The sequence below is a fragment of the Helicobacter sp. 10-6591 genome (assembly GCF_003288805.1).
Taxonomy (GTDB): Bacteria; Campylobacterota; Campylobacteria; order Campylobacterales; family Helicobacteraceae; genus Helicobacter_F.
Window position 1 is genome coordinate 1 of the sequence record NZ_NHYK01000016.1, and the last position, 25,999, is coordinate 25,999.

Consider the following 25,999-nt stretch of genomic DNA (forward strand, 5'->3'; position numbering starts at 1 on the left):
ATTGAGTGCAGTAGTCAATCCTGTTGTAATACTTGTAATTGGTGTAAGGGCATTGTTCATAGGGAGTATAGAGAATTCATTGAGCATACGTTTTTGGGTGTTTAGTATTTCACTGCTTGCTAAGAGATGACCACCACCTTGGATTTCATCTACTGCTTTGGTATAAGCACTAAGAGACATATCAAGAGAATCAAGTTGGCCAAATGCTTGTTGGTAGTGAGGAATCAAAGATGACTTTGGTTGGATGCTTTTCATTGTACTCGTAAATGCTAAGCTAGTATTTGCAGTGGTATATGCATTGTCTGCAAATCTTGGAATGATAATGCCATTGATAAGATCAAAATTCAGAGAGTTTGTATTCTTTGTTTGTATTGATGAAAATAGGTTTTGTGGCATACCAGCAAGATCGATTTTGATTGTGCGCTTGCCATCGCCTTGGAAATATGCATTTTTCTGTGGTGTGAATGTTAGCTTTCCACCTTTTATTACATAATGTTGTGCTTTGAGTTTGGCATTGTCTTTTTCTCCAAAGACAAGAGTGAGGGTAGCATCTGTATCTTGTGTGTATGTACCACCAACTATGAGGTCGTTGTTGGTGCCTTCTTTGTTTTGGATACCATGAGGATTTACAGGTGCGAGATTGCCTACTTGGAGTGTGCCTTGATTCTGGAGATTGTTTTTTATTTCTCCGCTACCTATAAGATTTGCTTCTTTGGCTATATAAACACTGCCAGAGAGTAGAGGCTTAGTCGTGTTGGCTGTAATAAGTTGGTTGGTATTGTCATCTGGAGCTTTGGATAGATTTGTAGCAATGTTCTGGTTTGTAGCTGCTATTTGTTTTATTGTATTTGATTGTCTTGGTGTATTTGATTCTTGTTGTGCTGCATTGAGTGCTTGCTGTGAGATATCTGGTTTTGTATAGTTGCGATTCTTGAAATCTGCTTCGCTCATAAGTGCGAGTGTGCCTTGTTTGATATATGTCAGTCCTGTGTAGGTGTTTTGGCCGCTTAATACAAGTGTGCCTAGACCATCTTTTAGTAATCCTACGCCAGTGAAGTGAGTCATGGGGTTTGATGGAGTATTAGGCGAGCCTGCAAGCAAGGTAGTTACACCATTAACACTGTAATGGAGATTATTCTCCCAAAGTCTCTCATCGATGTTGTTGCTAAAAAGCATTTCATTATTATCACTAACTGTAAGAGTATAGAGTGCATGTTCAGTGTTGGTAAATTTACTCCCTGTTGTGAAACTCCACTTTGTAAGTATGCTATTTGAGTTAAGTGTATAAATATCATCACGTGTCAAGCGATTAGCATCTAACCTAGCTAATCCACCCATTGCCTTTTCTATATCTAAGACACCTTGACCGATGATGGATTCTTTACCTAATACATAAACAGCATCTTGTGTATCACCTTTATTATTCGATGGAACTTTCAGCAAACCATCGCTTGTTTTAATATTGCCTGCTTCTTCTTTATATCCAGCATCTTGTACATCTTTGATTACATCTTCTTTATTTTTATACACAAGACCCTTTTGCGATGCATCATTATTAATATATATGACACTGTATTTCTTGCTGGTATGCTGTTTAACTATCATATTTGGTAATTGAACATTTTTATTAGCTGTGCTTAAGAGCACATCTGCTATCTGGCGACCATTTAAATCAGGGAATTTCTGTGCTACTAGTGCTGCTGCTCCACTTACAAATGGTGCTGCCATCGAAGTACCAGATTTTTCTATACTAGACTCATCTGATGCATTTGCTGAACTTATATTCTTACCTGGAGCAAGGATACTCCAGCTCTCAGCACCATAGAATAAATTAGAAAAGCTCGTAAGGGCATCTTTATTTGTAAAATCCAATTTCCCGCTATCTAATTTTTTTGCTAATTCCGAATCAAATGCACCTACAGTAATCCAAGACTTCAAGCTCTCATCATAACGTGGAAGAACAGACTGCATACTTGGTGACACTATACCCTCATTACCAGCAGCAAATGTAATTAAAACTTTATGATCTCTAGCAAGTGATATCAATTCTTTTTCAAGTGTGGTATTACAAGTATCACATGAATATCCTCGCCAATAGCTTGAAATAGTATTTATAAGCGAAGTAGGATTTCGGTCATTTTTACCATTACCAGCATATATCAGATTATTTTGGCTTAGCTCAGTATTGATAAATGGATAAATATTGCTACCCCAACTATTGTTGATAATTTTCACTTCTTGTTTGTTGAAAAATATTGAGAGCTCTATAGGTTCTGGCTGGGTTTTGTCATTGCCTATACCTGCAGCAACATATGCCTTAGCATCGTGTGCCACACCTAGGAAATCTATGTTAGCAGAGTTATTTGGGTTTTTGAGATTTTTACCTATCGCGATACCAACAACATGGCTCCCATGAGAATCACAGGGCACTTGGTTATTGCAAATAAAATTCGGTTTATACTCTTGAGTTTGGTAATTTTTGTAGATTTTTTGATTTAGTATCTTTTTGTCCAAAAATGGATGTTTATCATTAACCGGTGAATCAACTATACCTATCGTTATCCCTGCACCTGTGATACCCATATCCCATGCTTTTTTGGTGTTGATAATATTATGAGAATTACGATTCTCAAATGTATCACCATATATCATACTTACTACTATCAGTGACAGTAATGGGATGTGATGCTTACCCATTCCAAATATCCTTATTATGAAATCCCAGCATAATAGCCAAAATATAGCTTTGCCTAAAAGATAATTTTTATCGACATTTCTAGCATAAACCAAAACTGTGCCATACCAGCGGGATTATCACCCTGTATGACTTAAAACAGCATGATGGAAATAGATACGAAAAAAGTAACGCATCAAGCCTTAAGATGAGATTTCAGTGCTTGGACTGCTAAATAGGTATTATGGTGGATTGGCATACAGAATCTCTGCAGACTTTGCTCGCTTCCATAGCCACACAGCACACCAATCCCATTGATTCCAGCATTCATAGCCGCTTGTAAATCAAGCTCTGTATCACCAATCATAAAACAATCTTGCTTTGGTATTTGCCCCTTGCTCTCATAAAGAGAATCTAATGCTTTCAAAATAGGCTCACTGGATGGTTTTGGATTACGTACATTTTCTATCCCTATAACCACACTAAAATAGTGCAAAACTCCAAAGGATTCTAAAAGCTTGGTGCTAAAATCTGCACGTTTTGTAGTTACCACACCAAGATGAGCAAAGTTAAATGCAAGATCAATAGCCTCTCTTGCTTGTTTTAATAGCTTTGTACCTTGCTCCATATTTGCGCGATAAAACTTCCTATAAGATTCTATAAAATCCCACAATCTTTCTTTCTGTACGCCAATACCCAAAAACATATCCTCTAAAGTATGTCCTATAAATTGTGTTATTACCTTATCCTGAGGCAAGGCAAACCCTTGCTCTCCGCAAGCAAATCTAAAGCTTGCCAAAATCGCAGGTGTAGAATCTATAAGCGTACCATCAAGATCAAAGAGAACTATTGTCTTTTTCATCATCTAGCCTTTGTTGCAAGTGGGCTTCTTAAGATGCCTTTGTTGAATTCATAATAGAGCACAAGAGAGGTGATAAAGCTTGCACACACAAGAGAAAGCGGATAGCTTGCCCACACACCATCAAGACCAAACACTCCACTCAAGATATACAGCAAAATAATCACAAACATGAAATTTGTAGAAAGCGTGACAATAAAAGAGCTAAGCGGTCGTTGGATTGATTGTAAAAAAATCGCACTCACAAAATTAAATCCCAAAAACATATAGCCTATGAAATGTATATTCAAGGCATAGCAAGCAGATTCTAATAAATACTCAGAATCTTCACGCAAGAACAAACCGACAATAAACTTATCAAACACATAAAAAACCATAAACAAGATTACACCACATACACTTGCAAAAATTACCCCAAAACAAAAAATCCGCTTTACTCGCGCTAATGCTCTCGCGCCATAATTAAAGCTAGCGATAGGCTGCACGCCTTGCGCACAAGAAAGAATGATCGTAAAAATAATAGTCCCGCTATAAATCAAAATACTATAAATCGAAAGTGCTTCGCTACCACCTAGCGCATTGAGTTTGTGGTTAAAGAGAATCATCACAAACCCCGCGCTAATTTCTGAGAAACTTTGTGGCAAGCCATTTTTCATAGAAGCAAAGAGTAGGTTGTAGCTAAAAGCCTTCACAAAATATATCTTTCCTCTTTTGCAGACAAAATGCATTAGCAATATACATATCCCAATAAGATGCCCTAAGATTGTCGCAAGCGCTGCACCCAAAATCCCCAATCCAAAGACAAACAAAAACAAATAATTCAAAACAATATTTGACAACGATCCTATAATCATCGCTACCATCGCGAGAAAAGGTCGTTTGTCATTGATGGCAAAAACATCTAGTAGTGGATGGAGTATCATAATAAATGAGCCTAGAAATATGACACCAAGATACTCCACTGCAAGTGGCATTATCTCTGTATTTGCCCCAAGGGCTAGAGCGATCTCTTCTTTGAGACAAAAAAGCACAACCCCCAAAAAAATACTGCTCAAAAATGCGAAATAGCATACAGAGCTAAACATCAGTCTTGCGCGATATTCATCCCCCTTACCCAAATAATATGAAGCGATACTTGCCCCACCCATACCAAAAAGCAATTCAAAAGCAATCAATGCTGGAAAAACAGGCCAACATACACCAATAGCCGCAAGTGCTTTATCTCCGATTGCTTTACCTACAAAAATGCCATCGAATGTAGAATAGGTCGAGAGTGCTAGCATCGCACAGAGATTGGGAACAAAAAAATAAAAGAATAATCTGATAGGTGAATCTCTGCCAAGATCAGGAGATTTTTTAGTCATCAATTGTATTTAGTGATAGCACTTTTTATATCTTTAACATATTGCGCAACATATTGTGGGGAATCTGCTCCATATTGCACGCAAAGTTTGACTATCGCACTTCCTACAATCACCCCATCAGCATAAGATGCAATCTGTTGTGCTTGTGCGCTGCTTTGGATTCCAAACCCTACTGCCACAGGAATATCCTTGACTTGTTTTATAGAATCTATGAGTTTTTTAATATCTGTTGTAATACTCTCTCTTACGCCTGTCACACCAAAAGATGACACGCAATACACAAATCCCCTAGCTTCTTTTACAATCTGCTCTATGCGCTTTTGTGAAGTAGGTGCAATAAAAGCAATAAGCTCTACGCCAAATTTCTGGCATTCTAGGGCGAACTCGTCTTTTTCTTCAAAAGGGACATCAGGAAGTATGAGCGCGCAGATTCCTAATTCCTGTGCTTTACGCAAAAAATTGCATACACCATATGCATACACAATATTTGCATAAGTCATAATTGCTAAGGCTACATTACGCACTTTTTCACTCTCATTTTTTCGCACTCTGGTAATCATCTCAAAGACAGAATCTGTAGTGGTAGCATTTTGTAATGCCACTTGGCTTGCATGCGCTATCACTTCGCCTTCAGCCGTTGGGTCAGAAAATGGGATTCCAAGCTCAATCAAATCCGCACCACTTTCTGCCATACTTGCGACTAATTTTTCGCTCGTTTGTATATCAGGATAACCACAAGCAATAAAGGGAATAAAGGCTTTACCATTTTTAAAGACATTTTCCAATCTATTCATTGATATTCTCTCCTCTGTATCTTGCAATACTCATACAATCCTTATCACCCCTACCAGAAAGATTGACGACTATTATCTTGCCCTCAAGCTTTGGTGCTATCTGTATAGCGTATGCTAGTGCATGTGCTGATTCTATAGCGGGGATAATCCCCTCAGTCTTTGAAAGATATTCAAAAGCCTCAACTGCTTGCTTATCAGTAACTGCGACATACTGCGCTCTTTTGGTTTCGAACAAAAACGCATGCTCAGGACCCACACCAGGATAATCAAGCCCTGCTGAAATGCTATACACTGGTGCTATCTGCCCATAAAAATCCTGACAAAAATACGACTTCATTCCATGAAAGATACCCACCTTGCCTACATTCAAAGTCGCGGCACTATCTTTGCTTTCAATCCCATGACCTGCTGCCTCTACACCAATAAGGCTAACTTCTCTGTTGTCTATGAAGTGATAAAAGGCCCCAATGGCATTGCTCCCACCACCAACACATGCTAAAACAACATCTGGTAAACGCTTTTCAAGCTCAAGTATTTGCTCTTTTATCTCTCGAGAAATCACTGCCTGAAGATTGCGCACAATAGTAGGGAATGGATGCGGACCTACAGCCGAGCCAATCACATAATGCGTATCTTGTAATGTCGAACTCCACATACGCATAGCCTCATTGACTGCATCTTTCAAAGTAGCAGTACCGCTTGTAACTGCATGCACCCTCGCTCCTAAAAGTTTCATACGATAGACATTAAGCTCTTGGCGTAATGTATCTTCTTTACCCATAAAAATATCACATTCCATACCCATAAGTGCCGCTGCTGTGGCTGTAGCTACACCATGTTGCCCTGCGCCTGTTTCTGCAATAAGGCGTGTCTTGCCCATTTTCTTTGCCAGAAGAGCTTGCCCTAAAACATTATTGATTTTATGCGAACCAGTGTGATTTAAATCCTCACGCTTGAGATAGATTTTCGCACCGCCTAAATCCTCGCTCATACGTCTTGCATAATAAAGAAGTGAAGGGCGGTTAGCGTAAGATTTGAGTAAAGATTCTAATTCTGCATTAAATGTCTTGTCATCTTTGTGGTAATTGTATGCAGATTCTAATTCCAAGAGAGAATGCATCAAGATTTCTGGTGCAAACTGCCCCCCAAACTCCCCAAAATAAGATTGTTTCATCATAATCCTTTTGTCAGTGATGTAATATTTTAAAGTTATGCGCTTAGAGTGCAAAGCCATGAACCCTTGAGATAAGTGCCTGCATTCTAGCAAAATCCTTCACCCCATCGCTCTCTATCCCACTTGAGACATCAATAGCATAGGGGCGTAAAGACATAGCTTTACAGAGATTGTGTACATTGATTCCACCTGCAAGAAAAAAGTCTTTGCTAAATCCTAATTCTCTTGCCTTTTCTAAAAGACCCCAATCAAAGCTTAGACCAGAACCAGAGCGTACAGAATCAAACAGCAAAAAATCTGCATCACTTGGTGCAAGAATACAATCAAGAGTTTCTGCCTTGCGCGCTTCTATGATCAAAAACTGATTGTCTTGTAAAGATTGCTGTGACAACGCTTGCACCAAAGCGATCTTGAGGTCTTTGATATTGTGTTTGCCATGCAATTGGATGCAATCTATTACACCTGTAGTGGCTAACTCAAGTATAAAATCCTGTGACTCCTCTACAAACACCCCAACAACTTTAATGTGCGATAAAAGATTGCTTTTTAATTCCCTTGCTTTTGTGACATCCACTTGACGCTTAGATGGAGCAAATACAAAACCCACAAAATCCGGCTGCAAAATATTTGCATATTCTATATCCTTGCTACGCCAAAGCCCGCAAGTCTTTATTTTCATGCATTACGCCTTTAAAGCTTCTAATGCGGCCTTTTTATCCTGGCATCGCATAAGGCCTTCTCCGATGAGCACAGCATTTATACCATGAGATTTTAAGAGCCTTATATCATCTGCATTGTTTATACCACTCTCTGCAACAAACACAACAGAATCTGGCACAAGTTTTTTTAAACGTAGGCTTGTGGATATATCAACCTCAAAGGTCCTAAGGTCGCGATTGTTTGCTCCAATGAGGCTTGCCTTAGAATCCAAGGCAAGTTGTAATTCCTTTTCGTTATGTACTTCCACAAGCACACTTAAACCCAGCTCTTTTGCTATTGCTAGATATTCTTGGAGTTGGCTAGATTCTAAAATCGCACAGATAAGAAGCACACAGTGCGCACCCAAAACCTTTGCTTGATAGATCATATAAGAATCAATCACGAAATCCTTGCGTAAAAGCGGGATATGTACCTTCGTGCTAATATCTTGCAAATACTTATCAGAGCCTAAAAAATACATTGGCTCAGTCAAACAAGATATACACTTAGCGCCAGCATTTTCATAATCAAGCGCAATTTGTAATGGGTCAAAATCTTGGGTAATAATTCCTTTAGAGGGAGAGGCTCTTTTGACCTCACAGATAAAGCTCAAATCTTTAGAATCTCTTAGTGTATTTTCAAAAATAAATTCATTACACGTGCCTAATTCTTTGGCTTTCAAACGCATATCTTGGAGGGAAATACTATCTTTTTGGGATTGGATACGCGCTTGTGTAGCCTTACAAATCTGCTCTAAGATGCTCATTGCTGGTTGCTTTGTGTGATGAATTGCTCTAGTTTGACTTCTGCTTTACCTTCATTAATCAATCTCTCGCTTAGGCGGACACCTTGCTCAAAGCTCTGTGTCTTGCCCGCAAGATAAAGTGCTGCACCTGCATTCAGACAAACTGCCTGTCTTTTTGCTCCCGTATCTTTTCCACTCAGAATCTCTCGCGTAATCTTGGCATTCTCTTTTGCATCGCCACCTCGTAAATGCTCTTTTTTGCAAAACTCGTAGCCTACTTCTTTGGGTTCTATCTCATAGGTTTTAAACTTTGCAAAATCAATCTCACAAATCTTTGTTCTACTGCTTAGCGAAATTTCATCAAGTCCATCCATACCATAGACCACCATACCTCTTTTCACGCCTATATTGCTCATTACTTTGGCAAGTGGCTCCACAAGAGCACTCTCATAAACGCCCATAAGTTGTATCTGCGCATTTGCAGGATTTGATAATGGCCCTAGAATGTTAAAAATACTTTTGATTCCAAGTTCTTTACGCACAGAGGCGATGTGTTTCATTGCAGTGTGGTATTTTGGTGCAAAGAGAAAGCAGATATTGATTTTTTGTAGTAGCTCTAAAGACTTTTGAGGAGATACAAGAATATTCACCCCCAATGCCTCTAAAACATCAGCAGCCCCGCTTTTAGAGCTTGCAGCGCGATTCCCATGCTTTGCTACAGGTACACCTCCTGCGGCAATCACAAATGCCGAAGTTGTAGAAATATTAAAAGAATTTGATTGATCGCCACCAGTACCTACAATCTCAAGCACATCCAGATTGTGCTCTAATCTCGTGCAATGCGCACGCATACTAAGAGCCGACCCTGTGATTTCCTCAATGCTCTCGCCCTTCATACTCAGCAGACTTAAATAGGCAGCCATCTGCACAGGAGTGGCCTTTGCCTGCATGATTTCATTCATGACCTCTTGGGCTTGAGCAAATTTAAGATTACAGCCCTCCAATAACTGCTTGATTGCTTGTTGTATTGCTTGCATACTTAGTCCTTCTTTGAGAGAATCATCTATCCTAAAATCACTGCCTTATCTCTTGCCTCTAATACCTCGCCTATGATATTTGCCTGTTCATAGCCACTTTGACGCAAATCATCTGTTAACTTCTTTGCTTGATGTGCTGGGAGTGCAAATACTAGCCCTCCGCTTGTTTGGACATCATAAAATACACTCTCTTCTTGCAAATCACACGCCACTTCCACAAATGGAGCAAATACCTGCTTATTTACATATGTCCCTCCGGGTACAAAACCATCCTTTACCAACTCTATAGCACAAGAAAAAAGAGGAATCTCTTGTGTATAAAGCAAGATAGTTTTATCAAAGCCTTTGGGATTCTCTGTTGTTTTACACATTTCAAAAATATGCCCAACAAGGCCAAATCCTGTAATATCTGTACAGGCATGAATCTCGTAATTTTTTGCAACCTGGGATGCCCTAAAGTTCAGACAACTCAAGACGGAGACAAGCTCACTTTGATCATGCAAACTCTCAGCTTTTAGTGCAGTAGAGAGAATCCCTGAACCAATAGGCTTACAAAGCACCAACATATCACCAATACGCGCAGTATTGTTACGCCATAGTCCTTCAACACTTACCATACCTGTAACACTTAGTCCATACTTAAGCTCAATATCACTTGTCGTATGTCCTCCTAAAAGCACAGCTTGGGATTCTTTTATCTTATCAAGCCCACCACGCAAAATCTCTTTTGCGGCTTGTAAATCCACATTTTCCCTATCCCACATAAATAAATTCAATGCGCTGATTGCTCGCCCACCACATGCAAAAATATCACTCAAAGAATTTGCAGCAGCAATACAACCATACGCATAAGGATCATCGACAATTGGCGTGATAAAATCCACGCTACTAAGCACTACATGATCTTGATCTTTATCAATTGCATATGCACCACAGTCCTCACTTCCATCAAAACCAGCGAGAACATTTGGATTATCTGCCTGTATCAGGCTGCTTGTTAATTGTTTTAGATCCTCCGGACCCACCTTAGCAGCTCAGCCAGCACAGTGAACAAATTGACTCAAACGCTTTGACATAAAATTTCCTTAAGAATCTACAACACCAATCTCACAAACACAAAACACCATTGCTTTGTAGCATCGCTTCTAAACTCTCTACTGCGTTCCCTATCATGCCAACCTTGAGTCTCTCGGTCATGGCATAATAACTCAAGCACGAACCACAAGAATAAATCTCTACACCAAACTTTTCCAACTCTTTTAATACCTCAACAATATCATCATTTTCAACCTCACTATTATCAGTAGTAAGCAAAACACCACGATTGACAAAAATAATCTTCTGAGGCAAGAGTGTGGCATGAAGTAGTGATTTAATAAGTGCATTGATAAGCATTACGCCAAGCTCGCCTTCACCTACCTTATCATCTTTTATAAAAAGCACCTTTTGTGTGAGTTTGTCGCTATATTCCTTTTTTGAAGATTCGATTTTGTCTTTGATAATTATCATATATTGTTCGCCTTGCGAATGCCCTATCTCAAACTCATAGCCAGTACTACGCAAAAATCTACTCAGATTCTCTTTGGCGCTCAAGGTATTGCCTAAAATCTCGTAATTAGCATGTCTTAATGTAGTAGCAGTAACACCAATAAGCGCCTTTTTAACCTTCACTACAGGCTCTGGACAAGGTAAATCCCTCACGTCAATTTGGACATTATTCATAGTGCTTCTAGCTCCCTGATACCAAACTTTTGGGCAGGATTGTAACACATTTTCCAAGCCATAAATGCCACCTTCTCGCTAATGCCATTTCTTACAGTGCGCGATAAAACTTCCTCTTTGCAGTCTGCCAATCTCTACAATATCTATGCGAGCAACTCTTGCATTTCTTTGTAATGCACGGAGTTTTTTGGAATCCACACAAAAAAGCAGCTCATATTCCTCCCCGCTCTGCAAACGCCATCTTTGCGCACTAGCTTTTAATGAGCAGAATTTTTTACTAAACCTAACAGCAAGATTGGCGCTAGCTAATAGCTTGGTGAGATCTTGCAAGATTCCATCAGATATATCCATGCAAGCTTGCAGTTTCATACCAAAGATACGCAAAAACTCTATGCGCAAGCTTGGCTCTAAAAAACGCATCTTTGCTCTTTGGGGATTTTGTGAGCGCAGAAGAGCTTGCAATTGCCTATAAGAGCTACCAATCTTATGGATTCTATGCTGTGTATAAAAAACATAAGAGCCTATTTTGGCTCTCTTGCGAGCAAGGTTTGACTTCGTCTCTCCAATCAATGTGATATGAAACTCCAGCTTTTTGCCTACTACACTATCTCCACCAATCAGCTTAAAATGGAACTCACGACAAAGAATCTGCAGAGAATCAACGATTTTTCGCAAATCTCCTCTTGTAAATGTTTGTGGCAAGACAATACTAAGGAGCGCAAATCTTGGCAGGGCATTTTTGGCAAAAATATCAGAGAGATTGACCAAAAATGCCTTTCGTGTAAGCTCGCCTAGACTAAACCATTCGCTTTTGAAATGGATACCTTCACAAAAACTATCTGTGCTAATAATCACACGAGATTTTTGGGTGCGAGGATAAAAACTTGCAAACTCATACACATCATCATCAAGATTTGCACACACACCACTATTTTGCAAATACGAGATAAAAGAATCTTCTAGGCTTTGCATAATCAGATTTTCAAACTCAGATCAATCCAAGTAGCTTGGTGGATAAGCGCGCCGACACTTAGAGCATTTACCCCGCTTAGCGCATAAGATTTGATATTTTCAAGACTAAGATTCCCGCTAGCTTCAAGCAAAATATGCGCAAACTCACGATCTCTTAGATTTGCAACCTCTTTGATTTCTGTAAGCTCCATGTTATCGCACATCACAATATCTACCCCAGCTTCAAATGCCACTTTGGCTTGCGCTAGATTCTCTACCTCTACCTCAATCTTGCATGTCCAAGGCAGAATCTTACGCGCAGATACAACAAAAGATCCCAAATCACTTATGCCAGCCAAATGCGTATCTTTAAGCATCAATGCATCATCTAGACCAAAGCGATGGTTGCACCCCCTTGCATTACGCACAGAATACTTCTCTAGCATACGCAAAAGAGGGCGGGTTTTTCTCGTATCAAGCAGAGTAATTGGCATTCCCCTAAGTGCTTCCACAAACCTATAGGTATAGCTTGCTATACCACTACTATGAGAAAGAATATTTAATAACACACGTTCAATTTGCAAAATAGCGACGTAACTACCCTCAAGTGTGGCGAGAATCTCACCTGTTTGGAAAAGTTGTGAATCTCGTGTCTTTAAAGAAAGTACAATGTGAGACATAGCGCAAAGCTCTCTTATATATAGCTCACCAGAAAAAACTCCTTCTTGTTTTGCGATGATGTGAGCACGCACTTGCTTATCCTGAGTGATAAAGCTAAACAAATCGCCTCTACTTAAATCCTCTTTCAGAGCTTGGGTAAGGAAATCGCGTATTTGCAAGCTTGTGTAAAAATCCATCATTTTCCTTTGAAACCTAAAATTACTTTTTGTCTAGCTGAATTCGCATACTATGAATCTCATCAAGAATTTTTACACGAATCTCTAGCACACCTACCTTGAGTTTGCCTTTGTCAAATGCGATAAATCCACCGCGAGGAGCATGGGAATGCTTCAGTGTATTCTTACGCAGATAGCTTGAAAGAATAATGGACTTTAAACGTCTATTTTCCTCAAGTCGCATATTTTGCTCAATCCTATCGCGCGCACCAAATACCCACGGATCATAAGCAAAAAATCCAGGATACCCACGATAAAGCAGTATTGGATACATTGGGCTTATAGTGGTGCTTGGCGCAATGTAAGGATTTGGAGATGTAGCAATACCAAAAGATTCTATAGCCTTACCAAAATCAAGATGAGAATTTTTTATTTGCTCAGGAGTAAGAATAGGTACAGTCTTATTATCTTGTACCGCAGAAACATTGGCGATGTCAAAAACCACAGATTCTCCATCTCCACTCTTTGAGAGAATGCTTGCTACGACATATACGACGAAAGGCACATCATCAAAACCCCCTATGCTATTTTGAGCAATCTCAAAACGCACATAAGAATTTGGTTTCTGAGATACAAACACTTCGATTCCATCAAAGAAGGACTGCTCTAATGAATCTGATGGCAGTGCTCGTATTTTGTATGTACTACAGGCGTTAAATAAGCACAGCAAACAACAAATTGCAATTCTTACAAGAAATGTTTGCAAGCAACTATCCTTTATGTAAAATGCCAGAATTCTAACATCAAACCAAGAATGCAACGCAATCAACGCGTAATATCAAACTCTCTCTTGTAATCTTTTGTAGTAATTTGCAAAAGACCCAAAAGCGTAGAAAACACATAGTCTTGATTAAGAAGCGAATCTTGCTTGTTGAAAAGTTTCTCTGTCACTTCTTGCACCCATTGAGCATAGGGAGAGTGGATGTTTTGAGGAGGTTTTAACCATAGTATCGATGGAATGTGTTTTTGGTACTTTGGTGCAAATGCATAGGGGAAGCCACCATGCATATATTGTCCGTTTTCACCCAAAGATTCTCCATGATCACTAAGATACCATAGCCCTACATCCTCTAACACGCTAGAATCTAATTCTTGAAGCAGAAGTGAAAGCAAAAAATCTGTATAACGCAAAGAATTGTCATAAGCATTTAGTAATTCTTCAACACTGCATTGGGAGAGTACATTTTTGTTGCATGCAGGCACAAAATATTCAAACTCCTTGGGATAGCGTTTATCATAGCGTACACCATGGCTACCTAAGAGATTAACAACCAAAAGAGTGTTGCTTGTAGTATTCTGGATAAGATTACTTAGCAATGGAATCATGTCGCCATCAAGAGAGCTTCTCGTATTAAAATAAATAATCTTATCCTGGTCAAGACGCTTACACACGCCTCCTATACACTCTCCACCATTATTACTAATCCAATAAACCTCATAGCCAGCTTTTTTAGCAACATCCAAAACATTATCAGTATAAAAAGACAATTCTCTATGTGTATAAGTAGCTCTTGTATAGTTTGTAAGCATGCAAGGAATAGATATCGCTGTAATCACACCGCAAGAATAAAAATTGCGTAAAAAGATTCTGTTAGGAAAATTTACGCTATAGGGTGTCGTATCGCGCTCATATCCTAACTCCTTAAAATTATGTGCGCGGGCAGACTCCCCAATCACGAATACAAAGAGCTTAGATTCTGCGGTTGTAATAGCATCATCACCTAAGACAATATAGTCAGTGGGTAGTTTCATACGCTTGATAATATAATCTATGTAGGCACGAAAGGGAGCCACTGGGTTTAAAGTACGCATGAGATCATGAGAATGTTTAAAAACTTCAATGATCCTGGTTCCTTGTACAAAATAGATTCCAACAATAATGCTTAAAAGAATGCAAACAATGTAAGTTTTAAGTTTTAATCCATAAATGAAGCGTAGAGGTACGCTCAATGGGATAATAAAAAATATAAGAGTTGGGAATATTCCAAAAACAAGCAGATGGTATAAAAACGAGAACGTGAGCAACTCGCTACTTTCGCGCAACGTAGTATGAAGCATAGAATCAATAACACCAGAATCCAAGCCTATAGATAACAAATCCATAAAATAACTTGCAACTGAAGAAATGAGAAAAATAAAGCTTAAGACCCATCTGGTCCATATTCTTACGCACAAAATCTCTAATAACAGCCAGACAATAAAGACAAATGCTGTATACACACTCGCTTTTAGAAGAAAACCTCCATTATCGACAATAAAAGCCTGGGCACGCCCCCAAAACAAATTGTTATAAAACAAACCCAAAATACAAGAAGACAAAAATAATAAAACATGGTAATCAATCCTGAACTTGCGTTTGAACAAAGGTTTTACAGACAGACAGAAATCAGCAAGAAGGGTTGCAAATAGGTTTGTTTTCATGTGTATTGAATACTAGGTGTTAAATGTAATAAGTCGGGGCTTTTAGGATTGTCAAAACTACAATACTTAAAACACGAAATATCTCGTAATTTTTAAGTACCACTAGAATCTTAAGAGAAAAATATCCCAAAAATATCTAAACTTTAAGAAGTATTATCCAGAAAGAATATCTCAAAAGCTAAAGTAATCCAAAGCTACACAAATTCAATAATCGCCATCTGACAAGCATCACCTTTGCGTAACCTAGTCCTATGAATCCTTGTATAGCCACCATTTCTCTCTTTATATTTTGGTGCAATCTCTGTTACAAGTTTTTTGGTCGCAGCCTTATGCTGTAAATATGCAAACACAAAACGATGAGCATTAAAGTCTTGTTTGCGTGCAACACTTACAAATTTTTCAACATAACTTTGGAGTTCTTTTGCTTTAAATACACTTGTTTCAATTTTTTCACACTCAATCAACGCAATACATAAATTTTTTAATAATGCTTTGCGATGCGAAGAAGTTCTCCCTAATTTTCTATATCCATGATTATGTCTCATAATGCTTCCTTAAGCTTTTAATTTAGCAAGTTTTCTTGAAAAAAGCGTAGCTGTACTATTAGACAACTCAACTCCTATAGGATAACCCAACTCCTGGAGTTTATCAGCAATTTCATCATAAGACTTCTTACCCATATTTTTGATATTCTTTATCTCATCACCTTGCATAAGAGTAAGCTCACCTACATACTTTATACCCGCTCTATCAAGACAATTAAAACAACGAGCACTTAAATTAAGGCAATCTATAGGGGTTAAAAGTACTCTTAATTCATGACTATCCTCAACATTTTTGCTAGGCACGGGAGCCTCACTCAACTCAACACCAAAAATACTCATTTGTTTATACATAATAGCAATCGCGTCTTTGAAGGCATCCATTGGTTTAATCTGCCCATCTGTTTCAATATCAAAAACTAGTTTTTCAAAATTTGGATTATCTTCTAATAGAATATTGCTGATTTCATATACGGCTTTTTTAACAGGTGTAAAATACGCATCTAACGTAATATAACCGTCTGCAACATCTGTTCTCATTGCTTCACTAGGAACATAACCAATACCTTTTTTAACAATCAATGAGATATTCAAGCTAAAATCTTCGTTAATTGTTGCAAGATAAACATCAGGATTAACAATATCAGTGAATTCATTAGTTAAATCCCTGCTGGTCAATACCATAGGACCATTAAAGATATAACTAAGTTCCACTGTTTCATCATTTGTTTTGTCTTTAATAAGAAAACGAACATTCTTAAGATTTGCAATAAACTGCGCAACATCTTCAACAATTCCCCTAATAGAATCAAATTCATGGGAAACGCCTTCAATTTTTAAGGCAACAGCCGCATAACCCACAGAACTAGAAAGCAGCAATCTACGTAAAGGATGAGCAAAAGTTATTGCATATCCAGCCTCAAAAGGCCAAACTGAAATAGTAATGTGGTTAACACCTACTTCAACAATATCAATATTTTCAGGAATATAAGGCTCTGTTTTAATTACTTTCATACACCAACACCTTTATTTTATTTAGAATAAAGCTCAACAATGAGTCTTTCTTCAACAGGAATGACTATCTCATCTCTTTGTGGAAATCTCGTAAAAATACCAAATACTTTATCCTTATCAACATCAACCCACGATACCATTCCCGTCTGAGAATTTAATTCTATTGCACGTAGTATTTGTGAGTTATTTTTTGATTTCTCACGTATTTCAATCTTTTGTCCGGGATGCACAGAATACGAAGGAATATCCACTCTTTTACCATCGACTAAAATATGACCATGCACAACAAGTTGTCTAGCAAATCTCCTTGTACTTGCAAAACCCATACGATAAACAACATTGTCAAGCCGAGATTCAATCAATCGAATAAGATTCTCACCTGTATTACCTTCTAGTCTACTCGCTTCTTTAAATAATAAAGAAAACTGCTTCTCACTTGTTCCATACATGAACTTTGCTTTCTGTTTTTCAGCAAGTTGTAAACCATATTCCGAAATCTTTCCACGCTTTTGTCCATGCTGACCTGGTCCATAAGGACGCTTATCAAGTGCACTCTTACCAGCTAAGCGACGCTCACCCTTCAAAAACAAGGAAACACCAAAACGTCTTTCTAACTTCTCAACAGGTCCTCTATATCTTGCCATACGAACTTCCTCCCCCTATACTCTTCTTCTTTTTGGTGGTCGACAACCATTATGCGGTAATGGAGTTATATCTTTAAACCATAAAACTCTGATACCCTCAATCCCCCCTAAACTTTTAACTGCTGTCTCTCTACCGCTACCTGGTCCCTGCACTTTGATGCCAACCTCTTTAATACCATGTTCTTTTGCTTTGGTTAGAGCAACTTCTACTGCTTGTTGCGCAGCATATGGCGTCGATTTTTTACTACCCTTAAATCCTAGGCCACCAGCTGTAGCCCAACAAATCACGTTACCAACCTCATCAGTTACAGTCACATTGGTATTATTAAATGACGTAGAAATACAAACAATACCTCTTCCTATATTTTTTTTCGCGATACGCTTTTTATTCGCACTATATTTTGCCATTACTTAACCCTTTATTTAGCTATTTACTTCCGACTGTTTTCTTCTTGCCCTTACGCGTACGAGCATTATTTTTAGTTGTTTGACCACGAACAGGTAAACCTTTTCTATGCCGCAAACCACGATAACTCCCAATATCCATAAGTGCTTTAATATCCATTGTTATTTTCTTGCGCAAATCACCTTCTACCATGTAGTTTTCTTGGATCTTTTTGGCAACTAAAGAAACCTCATCTTCATTTAGATCACTTACTCGCTTGTCAAAGGATATATTGACGGCTCTAAGTATATTTCTTGAACTATTCAAACCTATACCATAAATATAAGTTAAAGCATATTCTATTCTTTTCTTTTTAGGCAAATCTACACCAGCAATTCTCGCCATTTACTATCCTTGTCGTTGTTTATGTTTAGGGGTAGAACAAATAACCCTCACCACGCCCTTGCGTTTGATAATCTTACATTTATCACAAATTTTTTTGACAGACGGTCTTACTTTCACTATCTAAACTCCTTGAATAAAAACTCTACTTTCGGCAATAAAACTTTGGACTCTATCTAATGGATTATTAAAAGCTACTTAGAACTTATAAAGCTAGTTGGTTTATAGCCACCAAAATTACCTAAAAACTCGATATGGTTAGACCTAACTATTTACCACGATAAATTATACGACCCTTATCAAGACTATAAGGAGTAAGTTCTATCCTTACCTTGTCTCCTGACAAAATCTTAATATAGTTCATACGCATCTTGCCTGCAATTCTACAAAGCACCACATGACCATTGTCAAGCTGAACACGAAAAGTTGCATTAGGCAAGGTTTCGATAACTTTGCCATCAACCTCTAGAATATCATCTTTTGCCATTTTATAGTCTATACCTCCGTTAGTATTTCTGCTTTACCATTAACTATAGCTACAGTATGTTCATGATGACTTCCATTAAGTCCATCAACAGACACTACCGACCATCTATCTTCGAGAATCTTTGGTTCTCCATTTTTTTGGCATATCATAGGCTCAATACAAAACACCATGCCTTCTCTGATTTTTGGTCCCTGCTTAAAATTTGGAGTTTCTAAATAATTCGGAATCTCCGGTTCCTCATGGGGACTACGTCCTATACCATGCCCACAAAAACCTTTCAAAGGAACAAAGCCACACCCCACAATATAATCACCTAAAATCTTGCTTAATTCTTTAAAATGCATATTACACCTTATAGAATCAATAGCCACCTGAAGAGCATTTTGAGAGCATTCCATGAGTTTCTTGTCAGAAGAATGAATTTCACCAACACCAAAAGTGACTGCAGCATCACCAAACCAACCACTGACTTCTACACCCACATCAATTCCGATGATATCACCGCATTTTAATCTATAATGAGTTGGCACCCCATGAATAATAACTTCATTAACAGAAATACAAGTGGTATTTGGAAATCCATACAGCCCCTTAAAAGAAGGCCTACCTCCCTGAGAAAGAATAAAATTCTCAATTAACGAATCCAACTCTAGAAGGCTTAATCCCACTTTTGCTTCTTTTTTTGCTAATTCTAAAGCCCGAGCTACTATTGCGTTAGGAATTTTGAGAGCTTGTATATCCTTACTACTTTTAATCCCCACACTCATACTGTCTATAGTCCTATAGCGTTAAGTGTTCTGTATTTATTCATATACACTTGTGCTTCAATTTTACGCATTGTATCAATTGCTACTTGAACAACAATGAGTGCCGCCGTTCCTCCAAATGCAAACTGCTGTAAACCAGTCAGCTTAATAATAATCCAAGGTAAAGTCGTAACGAGAGCAAGATATATAGAACCCCAAAAAGTCAGATTGCTTGCTACTTTATTAAGAAAATTCACAGTATTTTCGCCAGGCCGCATGCCTGGAATAAACCCGCCTTGCCGTTTCAAGTTATCGGCAATATCTTTAGCATTAAAAGCTATAGAAGAATAAAAGTATGCAAAAAAAATAACCAATAAAAACATCAAAGCATTAAAAAGATAACCATTGGGACTCAAAATATCGGCTACATTACGAAGAATCTCATTAGAAGAAGCCTGCAATAATGTTGATGGAAAAACTAAAATCGCGGAAGCAAAAATAGGAGGAATCACCCCACTTAAATTTATTTTAATGGGGATATAGTTCATGATGCGCTTATTTTGATTTTGCATAATAATCTTCCTCGCGTATGAAACTTGCACACGACGTTCAGAAAGCTCTACGACAATAATCACAAGAATTATGGCAATTACGATTGTAAATAAAACTAAAAATACAACAATATTAATTTGATCAGTATTCAATAAATCAAAAATACTCCCTACAACAGACGGAATCCCAGAAACAATACCAGCAAATATAATAAGACTGATGCCATTACCAACACCTCTTTGCGTTATCTGTTCGCCAATCCACATAAGTAACATAGTACCTGCCAACATAGAAAAAACAGTCACACACACAAAAACAGGCAATTCAATAACTACAGCACCTCTACCACCATCTTGAACACTACCAAGTCCTATGCTAACACTCACAGCTTGAATAATCGTAATAACTATAGTTGCATAACGAATAATCTGCATATATTTCTGCATACCATCGCGTTCTTTTTTCATTTTCGCAAGTGCAGGAAAAGTTGCAGAGAGTAATTCCATAATTATTGAAGCAGTAATATAAGGCATAATACCCAAGGAGATAATACTAAAACGCTCTACGGCATTGCCACTGAACATATTAAACAAACCTAAGACGCCATCAGAATACTGACTTACAATACTCTTAATAACAGTAACATCAACACCAGGGGTAGTAATATGGGCCAAAATTCTATAAGCAAATAAAAATGCTAAAGTAATGAATATCTTACCTAGAATTACTTTACTCATTTAGTACTTCCACTAACTCTCACTGCTTCGTCTTTGATCTTTGTAATAAGCTCATTTGCTTTTGTACCAATAATTTTGACTTCTTTTGTATAAAGAGGGATACTGAAATGTTCACGTAAAATATCTATAGTAATATCATTGAGATCAAATATTTTTTTTGCTTTATCAACATTAATCACATAAGGTTTAGAGACTTTTGAGCGAAAACCAACCTTTGGTAATCTTCTTTGTAATGGTTGCTGTCCACCTTCAAAACCTCGTTTCGCTTTATATCCTGTACGAGCAGTTTGACCCTTGCCACCCCTGGTAGACGTTTTACCCATGCCACTGCCTTGACCACGACCAACCCTCTTTATTTTCTTTACGCTACCCTTTGCTGGTTTAAGTTTTTCCAATGCCATCAGATCATTCCTTATACTTTTATTTTAGAAAGAGCATAGACGGTTGCCCGAACAATATTGTAAGGATTATTTGAACCAAGTGATTTTGTTAAAATATCTCTAATTCCAGCAAGTTCTATAACCGACCGGGCTGAACCACCCGCTATGACACCTGTTCCTTCGCTAGCAGGTTTTAAAAGGATTCTACTAGCATTGTACTTATACTCAATATCATGACCAATGGTTGTCCCTTTAATATTAATTTTTACAATATTCTTAAATGCATCATCAATAGCTTTTTTAATTGCGTCTGGAACTTCTTTAGCCTTACCTAAACCAAAACCAATCAATCCATTTTTATTACCCACGACTACAAGTGCATTAAATCTAAACCGACGACCACCTTTTACAACTTTTGTTACTCTACCAATATTCACAACTACTTCACTAAACTCTTCTTTATTAATTTCCATGTAACTTCCCCTATAATTACAATACTATGCCATTTTCTCGTAAAGTATTTGCAAAAGCTGCAACCACCCCATGATACAAGTAGCCATTCCTATCAAAAACTATTTTAGAGATATTTGCTTGTCTCAATTTTACAGCAAAATCTTGAGCGATCTTTTTAATATCTTCTTTATTGTTGCCAATCCCTAATTTCTTTCCATCACTTACAATTAATGTTCTTGATTCCACATCATTAATGGCTTGGGCATAAAAATAACGATTCGAACGGAATATACTAACTCTAGGCACATTGACTGTACCGTATACCTTATCTTTATTTCTTAGTTTACGTTTAATACGCAAAGTCTTTCTCTTTTTTTGTATATTTTCTCTCATTCCCACACCTTACTTCTTCGATGTCTTACCAGTCTTACGAATAATAACTTCATCGCTATACTTAACACCTTTCCCTTTATATGGTTCAGGCGGTCTAAACCTTCTTATTTCAGCGGCTATCTGTCCTACTTGTTGTTTATCACTGCCTTTTATAGTGATAATATTTTTGTCGACAGTTATTTCAATACCATTCGGAATAGGATATATGATAGGATGAGAAAATCCGAGAGCAAGTTCAAGGTTTCTACCATTAATACTTGCCTTGTAACCAACGCCATTAACCTCAAGATTTTTTACGAAACCCTCTTTTAGTCCGATGACAATATTATTGGTTAATGCTCTGTAAGTTCCCCAATAAGCTCGAGACTGTGGTTCATCATCATTTTTTTCGACATATACATATCCATCTTTTATTTTAATACCCACACGACCAAATGTTTCTAATTCTCGACTCTGTCTAGAGGTTTTAAAAAGAATCTTAGTCCCGTCTAAAGTAACTTCAACAGCATCAGGAATATTAATAGGTTTTTTTCCAATTCTTGACATATAACCTCCTTACCATATACTACAAAGCACTTCACCACCAGTATTAGCTCTATAAGCTTCATCATTCGCGATTACACCCTTATTTGTACTAACAACAATAGTGCCATAACCATTTTTAAATTTCTTTAATCCACTATATCCAACATAAACACGTCTACCAGGAGTACTAATACGTTTTATTTCATTAATTACACTTACTCCATTATCATCATATTCAAGTTGCACACTAATAAACTGTTTATTGCTTTTGTCAACTATCTTATAATCTCGAATAAATCCTTTTTTCTTAAATATCTCCAAGATCGAAACAACAATATTCGCGTAATGCAAAACTGTAGACTCCAAGCGCCTCATAGAGGCATTACGAATCCTCGTAAGAGAATCTGCAATAATATCGTTCACCATAATTTACTCCTTAAAAGTATCACCAACTTGCTTTCCTAAGACCTGGTATTAAGCCCTGATTACCCATATTACGTAAACACACACGACATAAACCAAAATCCCTATATACAGAGTGTGGTCTGCCACAAACCTGACACCTTGTATATGATCTGACATTAAATTTTACTTTTTTCTGCATCTTTACCATCATAGATTTTTTTGCCATATCACTTTCCTTTTACAAAAGGCATACCAAATAACTGGAGCAATTCGAAAGCCTCTTTATCACTATTTGTGGAAGTTACAATCGTAATATTCATACCATGGATAACCATAATATTGTCGTATACAACCTCAGGAAACATAAGTTGCTCATTTAAGCCAAAACTATAATTTCCCCTCCCATCAAAACCATTATGTCTAATACCCCTAAAATCTTTAACTCTTGGTAAAGCAACTACAATAAGTTTTTCTAGAAAATTATACATCATGTTACTACGAAGTGTAACTTTTACTCCCATTGGCATACCTTCACGCATTTTGAAGCCAGCAACAGATTTTTTAGCCTTTGTAATTATAGCCTTCTGTCCGGCAATAAGCGAAACAGTATCAGCAATATTTTGCATAACTTTTGCATCTTTAGCATATTCACCAGCACCGACACTAATAACTATTTTTTCTAACTTTGGAACAAGCATACGATTAGTAATCGATAACTTCTCTTGTAAATTTTGCAAAATTTCTTCTTTGTATTTTCTTCGAAGTGCAAACATCACTTATCTCCTTCTACTTTCACAACATTAGAGATATGTATCGGCATTTCTAATGTAACAAATCCACCTGTAGGATTCTTATCGCTAGGTTTGATTGCTTTTTTGACAATTCTTAAACCTTCAATAGTGACCTGAGCTTTTTTAGGAAATACTCTCAATATTTTCCCACGCTTACCCTTATCATCACCGGCAATAACCTTTACCATATCACCTTTTTTGATCTTATACTTTACCACTACAACACCTCCGGAGCTAAGGATACAATTTTCATAAAATTGGCGTATCTAACTTCTCTACTCACTGGACCAAAAATTCTTGTACCTACAGGCTCTCTTTTTGCATCAAGTAAAACGGCTGCATTTTCATCAAAACGCACTAAAGAACCATTTTCTCTATGAATTTCTTTTTTAGTGCGTACCACCACTGCCTTTACTACCTGTCCCCTTTTTATTTTAGCATTTGGTATAGCCTTTTTTACAGATGCAACAATAATATCACCTACACCTGCATAGCGCCTATGGCTTCCACCAAGCACTTTAATACACATAATCTCCTTGGCGCCACTATTATCAGCCACATTTAACCTTGTAAAACTCTGAATCATAGGCTAACTCCTTTAGTAATAACTTCCCTTAGGACAAACGCTTTCCTTTTTGAAATAGGTCTACACTCTATCGCACTAATAAAATCACCTATTTTGCCTCTATTCTGTTCGTCGTGTATTATATATTTTTTAAAACGTTTAACTATTTTTCTGTATCGCTGATGCACAACTTTCCTCTCCACAAAGATAACAATACTTTTGTCATCAATTTTATTTACAATATAACCCTGAATCGTTCTTTTGTGTGCTTGTTTCTCATTCATTCTATATCCTTTTAGCATTCAATGCAGTATTAATCTTGGCAATATCTTTCCGCACAACAGACAACTCACTTACATTTGTTAATTGCATAGTTTTAAGTTTCAATTTCATTTGAAATAACAATAATTTCTTCTCACGTAATAATTTTTGTAATTCGACAACATCTTTATCTTGTAATTCAATATATTTCATTCTCATTCTCGCTAGTTATAATTTTTGTCTTAAAGGACAATTTACTTTGAGCTAACGCTAATGCTTCACGAGCAAGCTCTTCCTCAATACCTATCATTTCATAAATAATACGACCCGGTTTAATATTCATAACCCATTTCTCAACACTACCCTTACCTTTACCCATCCTTACTTCGAGTGGTTTAGCAGTTAATGGCTTATCTGGGAATACCCGGATCCATACTTTACCTGCTCTTTTTATATGTCTTGTCATCGCAATACGAGCAGACTCTATTTGCTTAGAATCTATACGCCCATGCTCTAATGCTTTAAGACCAAAATCTCCAAAAGCCAAACTTGCACCCTTAAAAGACTTGCCCCTATTTCTACCTTTCATTTGTTTTCTATATTTTGTTTTCTTTGGCACCAGCATATTTCACTGCCTCCCTCTTCTTTGTCGACTTCTATTTTCTATCTGTCTATTCTCATTCAAATAAGACTCTCGCTTATCACGTTCACGCTTAAATTCATACTCTTGTATGATACCTTTTTGTAAAACTTCTCCCTTAAAAATCCACACTTTCACACCAATAATTCCGTAAGTAGTCATAGCTTCAGCAAAACCATAATCTATTTTTGCTCGCAATGTATGAAGTGGGACTCTACCTTCCATATACCATTCTGTACGTGCCATTTCAGCTCCAGCTAATCTCCCAGAAACTTTAATTTTAATACCCTTAGCGCCATTTTTTAAAGCAGTTTGCATAACTTTTTTCATAGCACGGCGAAAAGATACACGCTTTTCAAGTTGTGTAGCGATATTCTCCGCTCCAAGCTGTGCATTTGTTTGTGGTCTTTTAACCTCTTTAATATTAATCGCGACATCTTTCCGTATAATTTTTTTAAGTAACTCTTTATGTTTATCGATATCTGCACCTTTCTTCCCGATAATGAGTCCTGGCTTTGAAGCGACAACAGTTACACGTATTTTATGCGCTGCACGCTCAATCATAATTTCACTTACGCCTGCATAATACATTTCTCTCTTCAAAAACTCACGAATTTTATGATCTTCCAAAATATTAAAAGGGGCATATTGTGTAGAAGGAAACCAACGTGAAAACCAATTCTTATTTATCCCTAATCTCAAACCTATTGGATTAACTTTTTGACCCATTATCATCCTCAC

At 37.5% G+C, this 25,999-nt stretch carries 36 protein-coding genes; all 36 read right to left on the bottom strand.

The genetic code is table 11. The features are described 5' to 3' along the window. Positions 1-2,697, bottom strand: a 2,697-nt coding sequence (locus tag CCY97_RS05980; RefSeq protein WP_146744512.1) for a S8 family serine peptidase, incomplete at its 3' end; no start/stop codon positions are given. 173 nt (positions 2,698-2,870) lie between these two features. Beyond that, positions 2,871-3,536 carry an HAD family hydrolase gene (locus CCY97_RS05985; RefSeq protein WP_258457058.1) on the bottom strand — a complete coding sequence of 222 codons (666 nt, stop codon included), beginning with the start codon at positions 3,534-3,536 and terminating at the stop codon, positions 2,871-2,873. After that, positions 3,536-4,897, bottom strand: a complete 1,362-nt coding sequence (locus CCY97_RS05990; protein ID WP_181562845.1) for an MATE family efflux transporter — start codon at positions 4,895-4,897, stop codon at positions 3,536-3,538. The genes CCY97_RS05985 and CCY97_RS05990 overlap by 1 nt, the downstream gene beginning before the upstream one ends. Then, on the bottom strand, positions 4,897-5,691 hold the full coding sequence (gene trpA, locus CCY97_RS05995; RefSeq protein ID WP_112064576.1) for a tryptophan synthase subunit alpha: 795 nt from the start codon (positions 5,689-5,691) through the stop codon (positions 4,897-4,899). Before trpA ends, CCY97_RS05990 begins: the two co-directional genes overlap by 1 nt. Beyond that, entirely contained in the window at positions 5,684-6,865 is a 1,182-nt protein-coding gene (gene trpB, locus CCY97_RS06000; protein WP_112064577.1) for a tryptophan synthase subunit beta, read from the bottom strand. Before trpB ends, trpA begins: the two co-directional genes overlap by 8 nt. Positions 6,866-6,908: 43 nt before the next feature. Further along, positions 6,909-7,544: a phosphoribosylanthranilate isomerase gene (locus CCY97_RS06005; protein ID WP_112064578.1), complete on the bottom strand. Its 636-nt coding sequence runs from the start codon at positions 7,542-7,544 to the stop codon at positions 6,909-6,911. A gap of 3 nt (positions 7,545-7,547) precedes the next feature. Further along, the gene (trpC, locus tag CCY97_RS06010; RefSeq protein ID WP_112064579.1) at positions 7,548-8,330 is read right to left on the bottom strand and encodes an indole-3-glycerol phosphate synthase TrpC; all 783 of its coding nucleotides are present in this window, start codon (positions 8,328-8,330) and stop codon (positions 7,548-7,550) included. Then, positions 8,327-9,346 (bottom strand): anthranilate phosphoribosyltransferase, encoded by a 1,020-nt coding sequence (gene trpD, locus CCY97_RS06015; RefSeq protein ID WP_112064580.1) that lies wholly within the window; start codon positions 9,344-9,346, stop codon positions 8,327-8,329. Before trpD ends, trpC begins: the two co-directional genes overlap by 4 nt. A 26-nt stretch (positions 9,347-9,372) precedes the next feature. After that, entirely contained in the window at positions 9,373-10,371 is a 999-nt protein-coding gene (selD, locus tag CCY97_RS06020; protein ID WP_112064581.1) for a selenide, water dikinase SelD, read from the bottom strand. A gap of 82 nt (positions 10,372-10,453) precedes the next feature. Beyond that, positions 10,454-11,068: a sulfurtransferase-like selenium metabolism protein YedF gene (gene yedF, locus CCY97_RS06025; protein WP_112064582.1), complete on the bottom strand. Its 615-nt coding sequence runs from the start codon at positions 11,066-11,068 to the stop codon at positions 10,454-10,456. Between the two features lie 78 nt (positions 11,069-11,146). Then, a complete protein-coding gene (locus tag CCY97_RS06030; protein ID WP_112064583.1) occupies positions 11,147-12,040 on the bottom strand; it encodes a thiamine-phosphate kinase in 894 nt (297 codons plus the stop codon). 2 nt (positions 12,041-12,042) lie between these two features. Next, positions 12,043-12,858, bottom strand: a complete 816-nt coding sequence (nadC, locus tag CCY97_RS06035) for a carboxylating nicotinate-nucleotide diphosphorylase (RefSeq protein ID WP_112064621.1) — start codon at positions 12,856-12,858, stop codon at positions 12,043-12,045. Positions 12,859-12,898: 40 nt separating this feature from the next. Further along, the gene (locus CCY97_RS06040; RefSeq protein ID WP_112064584.1) at positions 12,899-13,621 is read right to left on the bottom strand and encodes a hypothetical protein; all 723 of its coding nucleotides are present in this window, start codon (positions 13,619-13,621) and stop codon (positions 12,899-12,901) included. A 59-nt stretch (positions 13,622-13,680) separates the two neighbouring features. Beyond that, positions 13,681-15,336, bottom strand: coding sequence for a sulfatase-like hydrolase/transferase (locus CCY97_RS06045; protein ID WP_112064585.1), 1,656 nt, complete (start codon positions 15,334-15,336; stop codon positions 13,681-13,683). A gap of 194 nt (positions 15,337-15,530) precedes the next feature. Continuing rightward, the gene (gene rplQ, locus CCY97_RS06050) at positions 15,531-15,881 is read right to left on the bottom strand and encodes a 50S ribosomal protein L17 (protein ID WP_112064586.1); all 351 of its coding nucleotides are present in this window, start codon (positions 15,879-15,881) and stop codon (positions 15,531-15,533) included. Between the two features lie 9 nt (positions 15,882-15,890). Beyond that, positions 15,891-16,892 (bottom strand): DNA-directed RNA polymerase subunit alpha, encoded by a 1,002-nt coding sequence (locus CCY97_RS06055; RefSeq protein ID WP_112064587.1) that lies wholly within the window; start codon positions 16,890-16,892, stop codon positions 15,891-15,893. 17 nt (positions 16,893-16,909) lie between these two features. Beyond that, positions 16,910-17,536, bottom strand: a complete 627-nt coding sequence (rpsD, locus tag CCY97_RS06060; protein WP_112064588.1) for a 30S ribosomal protein S4 — start codon at positions 17,534-17,536, stop codon at positions 16,910-16,912. A gap of 15 nt (positions 17,537-17,551) precedes the next feature. After that, a complete protein-coding gene (gene rpsK / locus CCY97_RS06065; protein ID WP_112064589.1) occupies positions 17,552-17,944 on the bottom strand; it encodes a 30S ribosomal protein S11 in 393 nt (130 codons plus the stop codon). Between the two features lie 19 nt (positions 17,945-17,963). Next, entirely contained in the window at positions 17,964-18,326 is a 363-nt protein-coding gene (gene rpsM, locus CCY97_RS06070; RefSeq protein WP_112064590.1) for a 30S ribosomal protein S13, read from the bottom strand. A gap of 3 nt (positions 18,327-18,329) precedes the next feature. After that, positions 18,330-18,443, bottom strand: coding sequence for a 50S ribosomal protein L36 (gene rpmJ, locus CCY97_RS06075; protein ID WP_112064591.1), 114 nt, complete (start codon positions 18,441-18,443; stop codon positions 18,330-18,332). Between the two features lie 148 nt (positions 18,444-18,591). Continuing rightward, positions 18,592-18,810: a translation initiation factor IF-1 gene (infA, locus tag CCY97_RS06080; protein ID WP_112064592.1), complete on the bottom strand. Its 219-nt coding sequence runs from the start codon at positions 18,808-18,810 to the stop codon at positions 18,592-18,594. A gap of 8 nt (positions 18,811-18,818) precedes the next feature. Next, positions 18,819-19,577 carry a type I methionyl aminopeptidase gene (map, locus tag CCY97_RS06085; protein ID WP_112064593.1) on the bottom strand — a complete coding sequence of 253 codons (759 nt, stop codon included), beginning with the start codon at positions 19,575-19,577 and terminating at the stop codon, positions 18,819-18,821. A gap of 5 nt (positions 19,578-19,582) precedes the next feature. Beyond that, positions 19,583-20,845 carry a preprotein translocase subunit SecY gene (secY, locus tag CCY97_RS06090; RefSeq protein ID WP_112064594.1) on the bottom strand — a complete coding sequence of 421 codons (1,263 nt, stop codon included), beginning with the start codon at positions 20,843-20,845 and terminating at the stop codon, positions 19,583-19,585. Further along, on the bottom strand, positions 20,842-21,246 hold the full coding sequence (rplO, locus tag CCY97_RS06095; RefSeq protein WP_112064595.1) for a 50S ribosomal protein L15: 405 nt from the start codon (positions 21,244-21,246) through the stop codon (positions 20,842-20,844). The genes secY and rplO overlap by 4 nt, the downstream gene beginning before the upstream one ends. Before the next feature lie 11 nt (positions 21,247-21,257). Continuing rightward, positions 21,258-21,698 (bottom strand): 30S ribosomal protein S5, encoded by a 441-nt coding sequence (gene rpsE / locus CCY97_RS06100; protein WP_112064596.1) that lies wholly within the window; start codon positions 21,696-21,698, stop codon positions 21,258-21,260. Positions 21,699-21,714: 16 nt separating this feature from the next. Continuing rightward, positions 21,715-22,071: a 50S ribosomal protein L18 gene (gene rplR / locus CCY97_RS06105; RefSeq protein WP_112064597.1), complete on the bottom strand. Its 357-nt coding sequence runs from the start codon at positions 22,069-22,071 to the stop codon at positions 21,715-21,717. Positions 22,072-22,080: 9 nt separating this feature from the next. After that, positions 22,081-22,617, bottom strand: a complete 537-nt coding sequence (rplF, locus tag CCY97_RS06110) for a 50S ribosomal protein L6 (protein WP_112064598.1) — start codon at positions 22,615-22,617, stop codon at positions 22,081-22,083. 9 nt (positions 22,618-22,626) lie between these two features. Further along, on the bottom strand, positions 22,627-23,022 hold the full coding sequence (rpsH, locus tag CCY97_RS06115) for a 30S ribosomal protein S8 (protein WP_112064599.1): 396 nt from the start codon (positions 23,020-23,022) through the stop codon (positions 22,627-22,629). A gap of 19 nt (positions 23,023-23,041) precedes the next feature. Then, a complete protein-coding gene (locus CCY97_RS06120; RefSeq protein WP_112064600.1) occupies positions 23,042-23,227 on the bottom strand; it encodes a type Z 30S ribosomal protein S14 in 186 nt (61 codons plus the stop codon). Between the two features lies 1 nt (position 23,228). Beyond that, on the bottom strand, positions 23,229-23,774 hold the full coding sequence (gene rplE / locus CCY97_RS06125) for a 50S ribosomal protein L5 (RefSeq protein ID WP_112064601.1): 546 nt from the start codon (positions 23,772-23,774) through the stop codon (positions 23,229-23,231). Further along, entirely contained in the window at positions 23,774-24,010 is a 237-nt protein-coding gene (gene rplX, locus CCY97_RS06130; protein WP_112064602.1) for a 50S ribosomal protein L24, read from the bottom strand. Before rplX ends, rplE begins: the two co-directional genes overlap by 1 nt. Then, positions 24,010-24,378 carry a 50S ribosomal protein L14 gene (rplN, locus tag CCY97_RS06135; protein WP_112064603.1) on the bottom strand — a complete coding sequence of 123 codons (369 nt, stop codon included), beginning with the start codon at positions 24,376-24,378 and terminating at the stop codon, positions 24,010-24,012. The genes rplX and rplN overlap by 1 nt, the downstream gene beginning before the upstream one ends. Beyond that, positions 24,375-24,641 carry a 30S ribosomal protein S17 gene (rpsQ, locus tag CCY97_RS06140; protein WP_112064604.1) on the bottom strand — a complete coding sequence of 89 codons (267 nt, stop codon included), beginning with the start codon at positions 24,639-24,641 and terminating at the stop codon, positions 24,375-24,377. The genes rplN and rpsQ overlap by 4 nt, the downstream gene beginning before the upstream one ends. Before the next feature lies 1 nt (position 24,642). Continuing rightward, positions 24,643-24,831 carry a 50S ribosomal protein L29 gene (gene rpmC / locus CCY97_RS06145; protein ID WP_112064605.1) on the bottom strand — a complete coding sequence of 63 codons (189 nt, stop codon included), beginning with the start codon at positions 24,829-24,831 and terminating at the stop codon, positions 24,643-24,645. Continuing rightward, positions 24,818-25,243, bottom strand: coding sequence for a 50S ribosomal protein L16 (rplP, locus tag CCY97_RS06150; protein ID WP_112064606.1), 426 nt, complete (start codon positions 25,241-25,243; stop codon positions 24,818-24,820). The genes rpmC and rplP overlap by 14 nt, the downstream gene beginning before the upstream one ends. Before the next feature lie 3 nt (positions 25,244-25,246). Then, positions 25,247-25,987, bottom strand: a complete 741-nt coding sequence (rpsC, locus tag CCY97_RS06155) for a 30S ribosomal protein S3 (protein ID WP_112064607.1) — start codon at positions 25,985-25,987, stop codon at positions 25,247-25,249. Between the last annotated feature and the right edge of the window lie 12 nt (positions 25,988-25,999).

Bases quoted from the DNA above. Each gene is read 5' to 3' on its own strand.
- rpsQ (WP_112064604.1), bottom strand. From the start codon at position 24,641: ATGAATGAGAAACAAGCACACAAAAGAACGATTCAGGGTTATATTGTA.
- rplO (WP_112064595.1), bottom strand. From the start codon at position 21,246: ATGGCATTGGAAAAACTTAAACCAGCAAAGGGTAGCGTAAAGAAAATA.
- CCY97_RS06055 (WP_112064587.1), bottom strand. From the start codon at position 16,892: ATGAAAGTAATTAAAACAGAGCCTTATATTCCTGAAAATATTGATATT.
- trpC (WP_112064579.1), bottom strand. From the start codon at position 8,330: ATGAGCATCTTAGAGCAGATTTGTAAGGCTACACAAGCGCGTATCCAA.
- CCY97_RS05990 (WP_181562845.1), bottom strand. From the start codon at position 4,897: ATGACTAAAAAATCTCCTGATCTTGGCAGAGATTCACCTATCAGATTA.
- rpsD (WP_112064588.1), bottom strand. From the start codon at position 17,536: ATGGCAAGATATAGAGGACCTGTTGAGAAGTTAGAAAGACGTTTTGGT.
- rplN (WP_112064603.1), bottom strand. From the start codon at position 24,378: ATGATTCAGAGTTTTACAAGGTTAAATGTGGCTGATAATAGTGGCGCC.
- trpB (WP_112064577.1), bottom strand. From the start codon at position 6,865: ATGAAACAATCTTATTTTGGGGAGTTTGGGGGGCAGTTTGCACCAGAA.
- rpsE (WP_112064596.1), bottom strand. From the start codon at position 21,698: ATGGAAATTAATAAAGAAGAGTTTAGTGAAGTAGTTGTGAATATTGGT.
- yedF (WP_112064582.1), bottom strand. From the start codon at position 11,068: ATGAATAATGTCCAAATTGACGTGAGGGATTTACCTTGTCCAGAGCCT.
- CCY97_RS06045 (WP_112064585.1), bottom strand. From the start codon at position 15,336: ATGAAAACAAACCTATTTGCAACCCTTCTTGCTGATTTCTGTCTGTCT.
- rpsH (WP_112064599.1), bottom strand. From the start codon at position 23,022: ATGGTGAACGATATTATTGCAGATTCTCTTACGAGGATTCGTAATGCC.
- CCY97_RS06030 (WP_112064583.1), bottom strand. From the start codon at position 12,040: ATGCAAAGCCTAGAAGATTCTTTTATCTCGTATTTGCAAAATAGTGGT.
- CCY97_RS06005 (WP_112064578.1), bottom strand. From the start codon at position 7,544: ATGAAAATAAAGACTTGCGGGCTTTGGCGTAGCAAGGATATAGAATAT.
- secY (WP_112064594.1), bottom strand. From the start codon at position 20,845: ATGAGTAAAGTAATTCTAGGTAAGATATTCATTACTTTAGCATTTTTA.
- rplP (WP_112064606.1), bottom strand. From the start codon at position 25,243: ATGCTGGTGCCAAAGAAAACAAAATATAGAAAACAAATGAAAGGTAGA.
- map (WP_112064593.1), bottom strand. From the start codon at position 19,577: ATGAGTGTGGGGATTAAAAGTAGTAAGGATATACAAGCTCTCAAAATT.
- trpA (WP_112064576.1), bottom strand. From the start codon at position 5,691: ATGAATAGATTGGAAAATGTCTTTAAAAATGGTAAAGCCTTTATTCCC.
- rplR (WP_112064597.1), bottom strand. From the start codon at position 22,071: ATGAGAGAAAATATACAAAAAAAGAGAAAGACTTTGCGTATTAAACGT.
- trpD (WP_112064580.1), bottom strand. From the start codon at position 9,346: ATGCAAGCAATACAACAAGCAATCAAGCAGTTATTGGAGGGCTGTAAT.
- rplF (WP_112064598.1), bottom strand. From the start codon at position 22,617: ATGTCAAGAATTGGAAAAAAACCTATTAATATTCCTGATGCTGTTGAA.
- CCY97_RS05985 (WP_258457058.1), bottom strand. From the start codon at position 3,536: ATGAAAAAGACAATAGTTCTCTTTGATCTTGATGGTACGCTTATAGAT.
- infA (WP_112064592.1), bottom strand. From the start codon at position 18,810: ATGGCAAAAGATGATATTCTAGAGGTTGATGGCAAAGTTATCGAAACC.
- rpsC (WP_112064607.1), bottom strand. From the start codon at position 25,987: ATGGGTCAAAAAGTTAATCCAATAGGTTTGAGATTAGGGATAAATAAG.
- CCY97_RS06120 (WP_112064600.1), bottom strand. From the start codon at position 23,227: ATGGCAAAAAAATCTATGATGGTAAAGATGCAGAAAAAAGTAAAATTT.
- rpmC (WP_112064605.1), bottom strand. From the start codon at position 24,831: ATGAAATATATTGAATTACAAGATAAAGATGTTGTCGAATTACAAAAA.
- rpsK (WP_112064589.1), bottom strand. From the start codon at position 17,944: ATGGCAAAATATAGTGCGAATAAAAAGCGTATCGCGAAAAAAAATATA.
- rplQ (WP_112064586.1), bottom strand. From the start codon at position 15,881: ATGAGACATAATCATGGATATAGAAAATTAGGGAGAACTTCTTCGCAT.
- rplE (WP_112064601.1), bottom strand. From the start codon at position 23,774: ATGTTTGCACTTCGAAGAAAATACAAAGAAGAAATTTTGCAAAATTTA.
- rpsM (WP_112064590.1), bottom strand. From the start codon at position 18,326: ATGGCGAGAATTGCTGGTGTAGATTTGCCTAAAAAGAAAAGAATAGAA.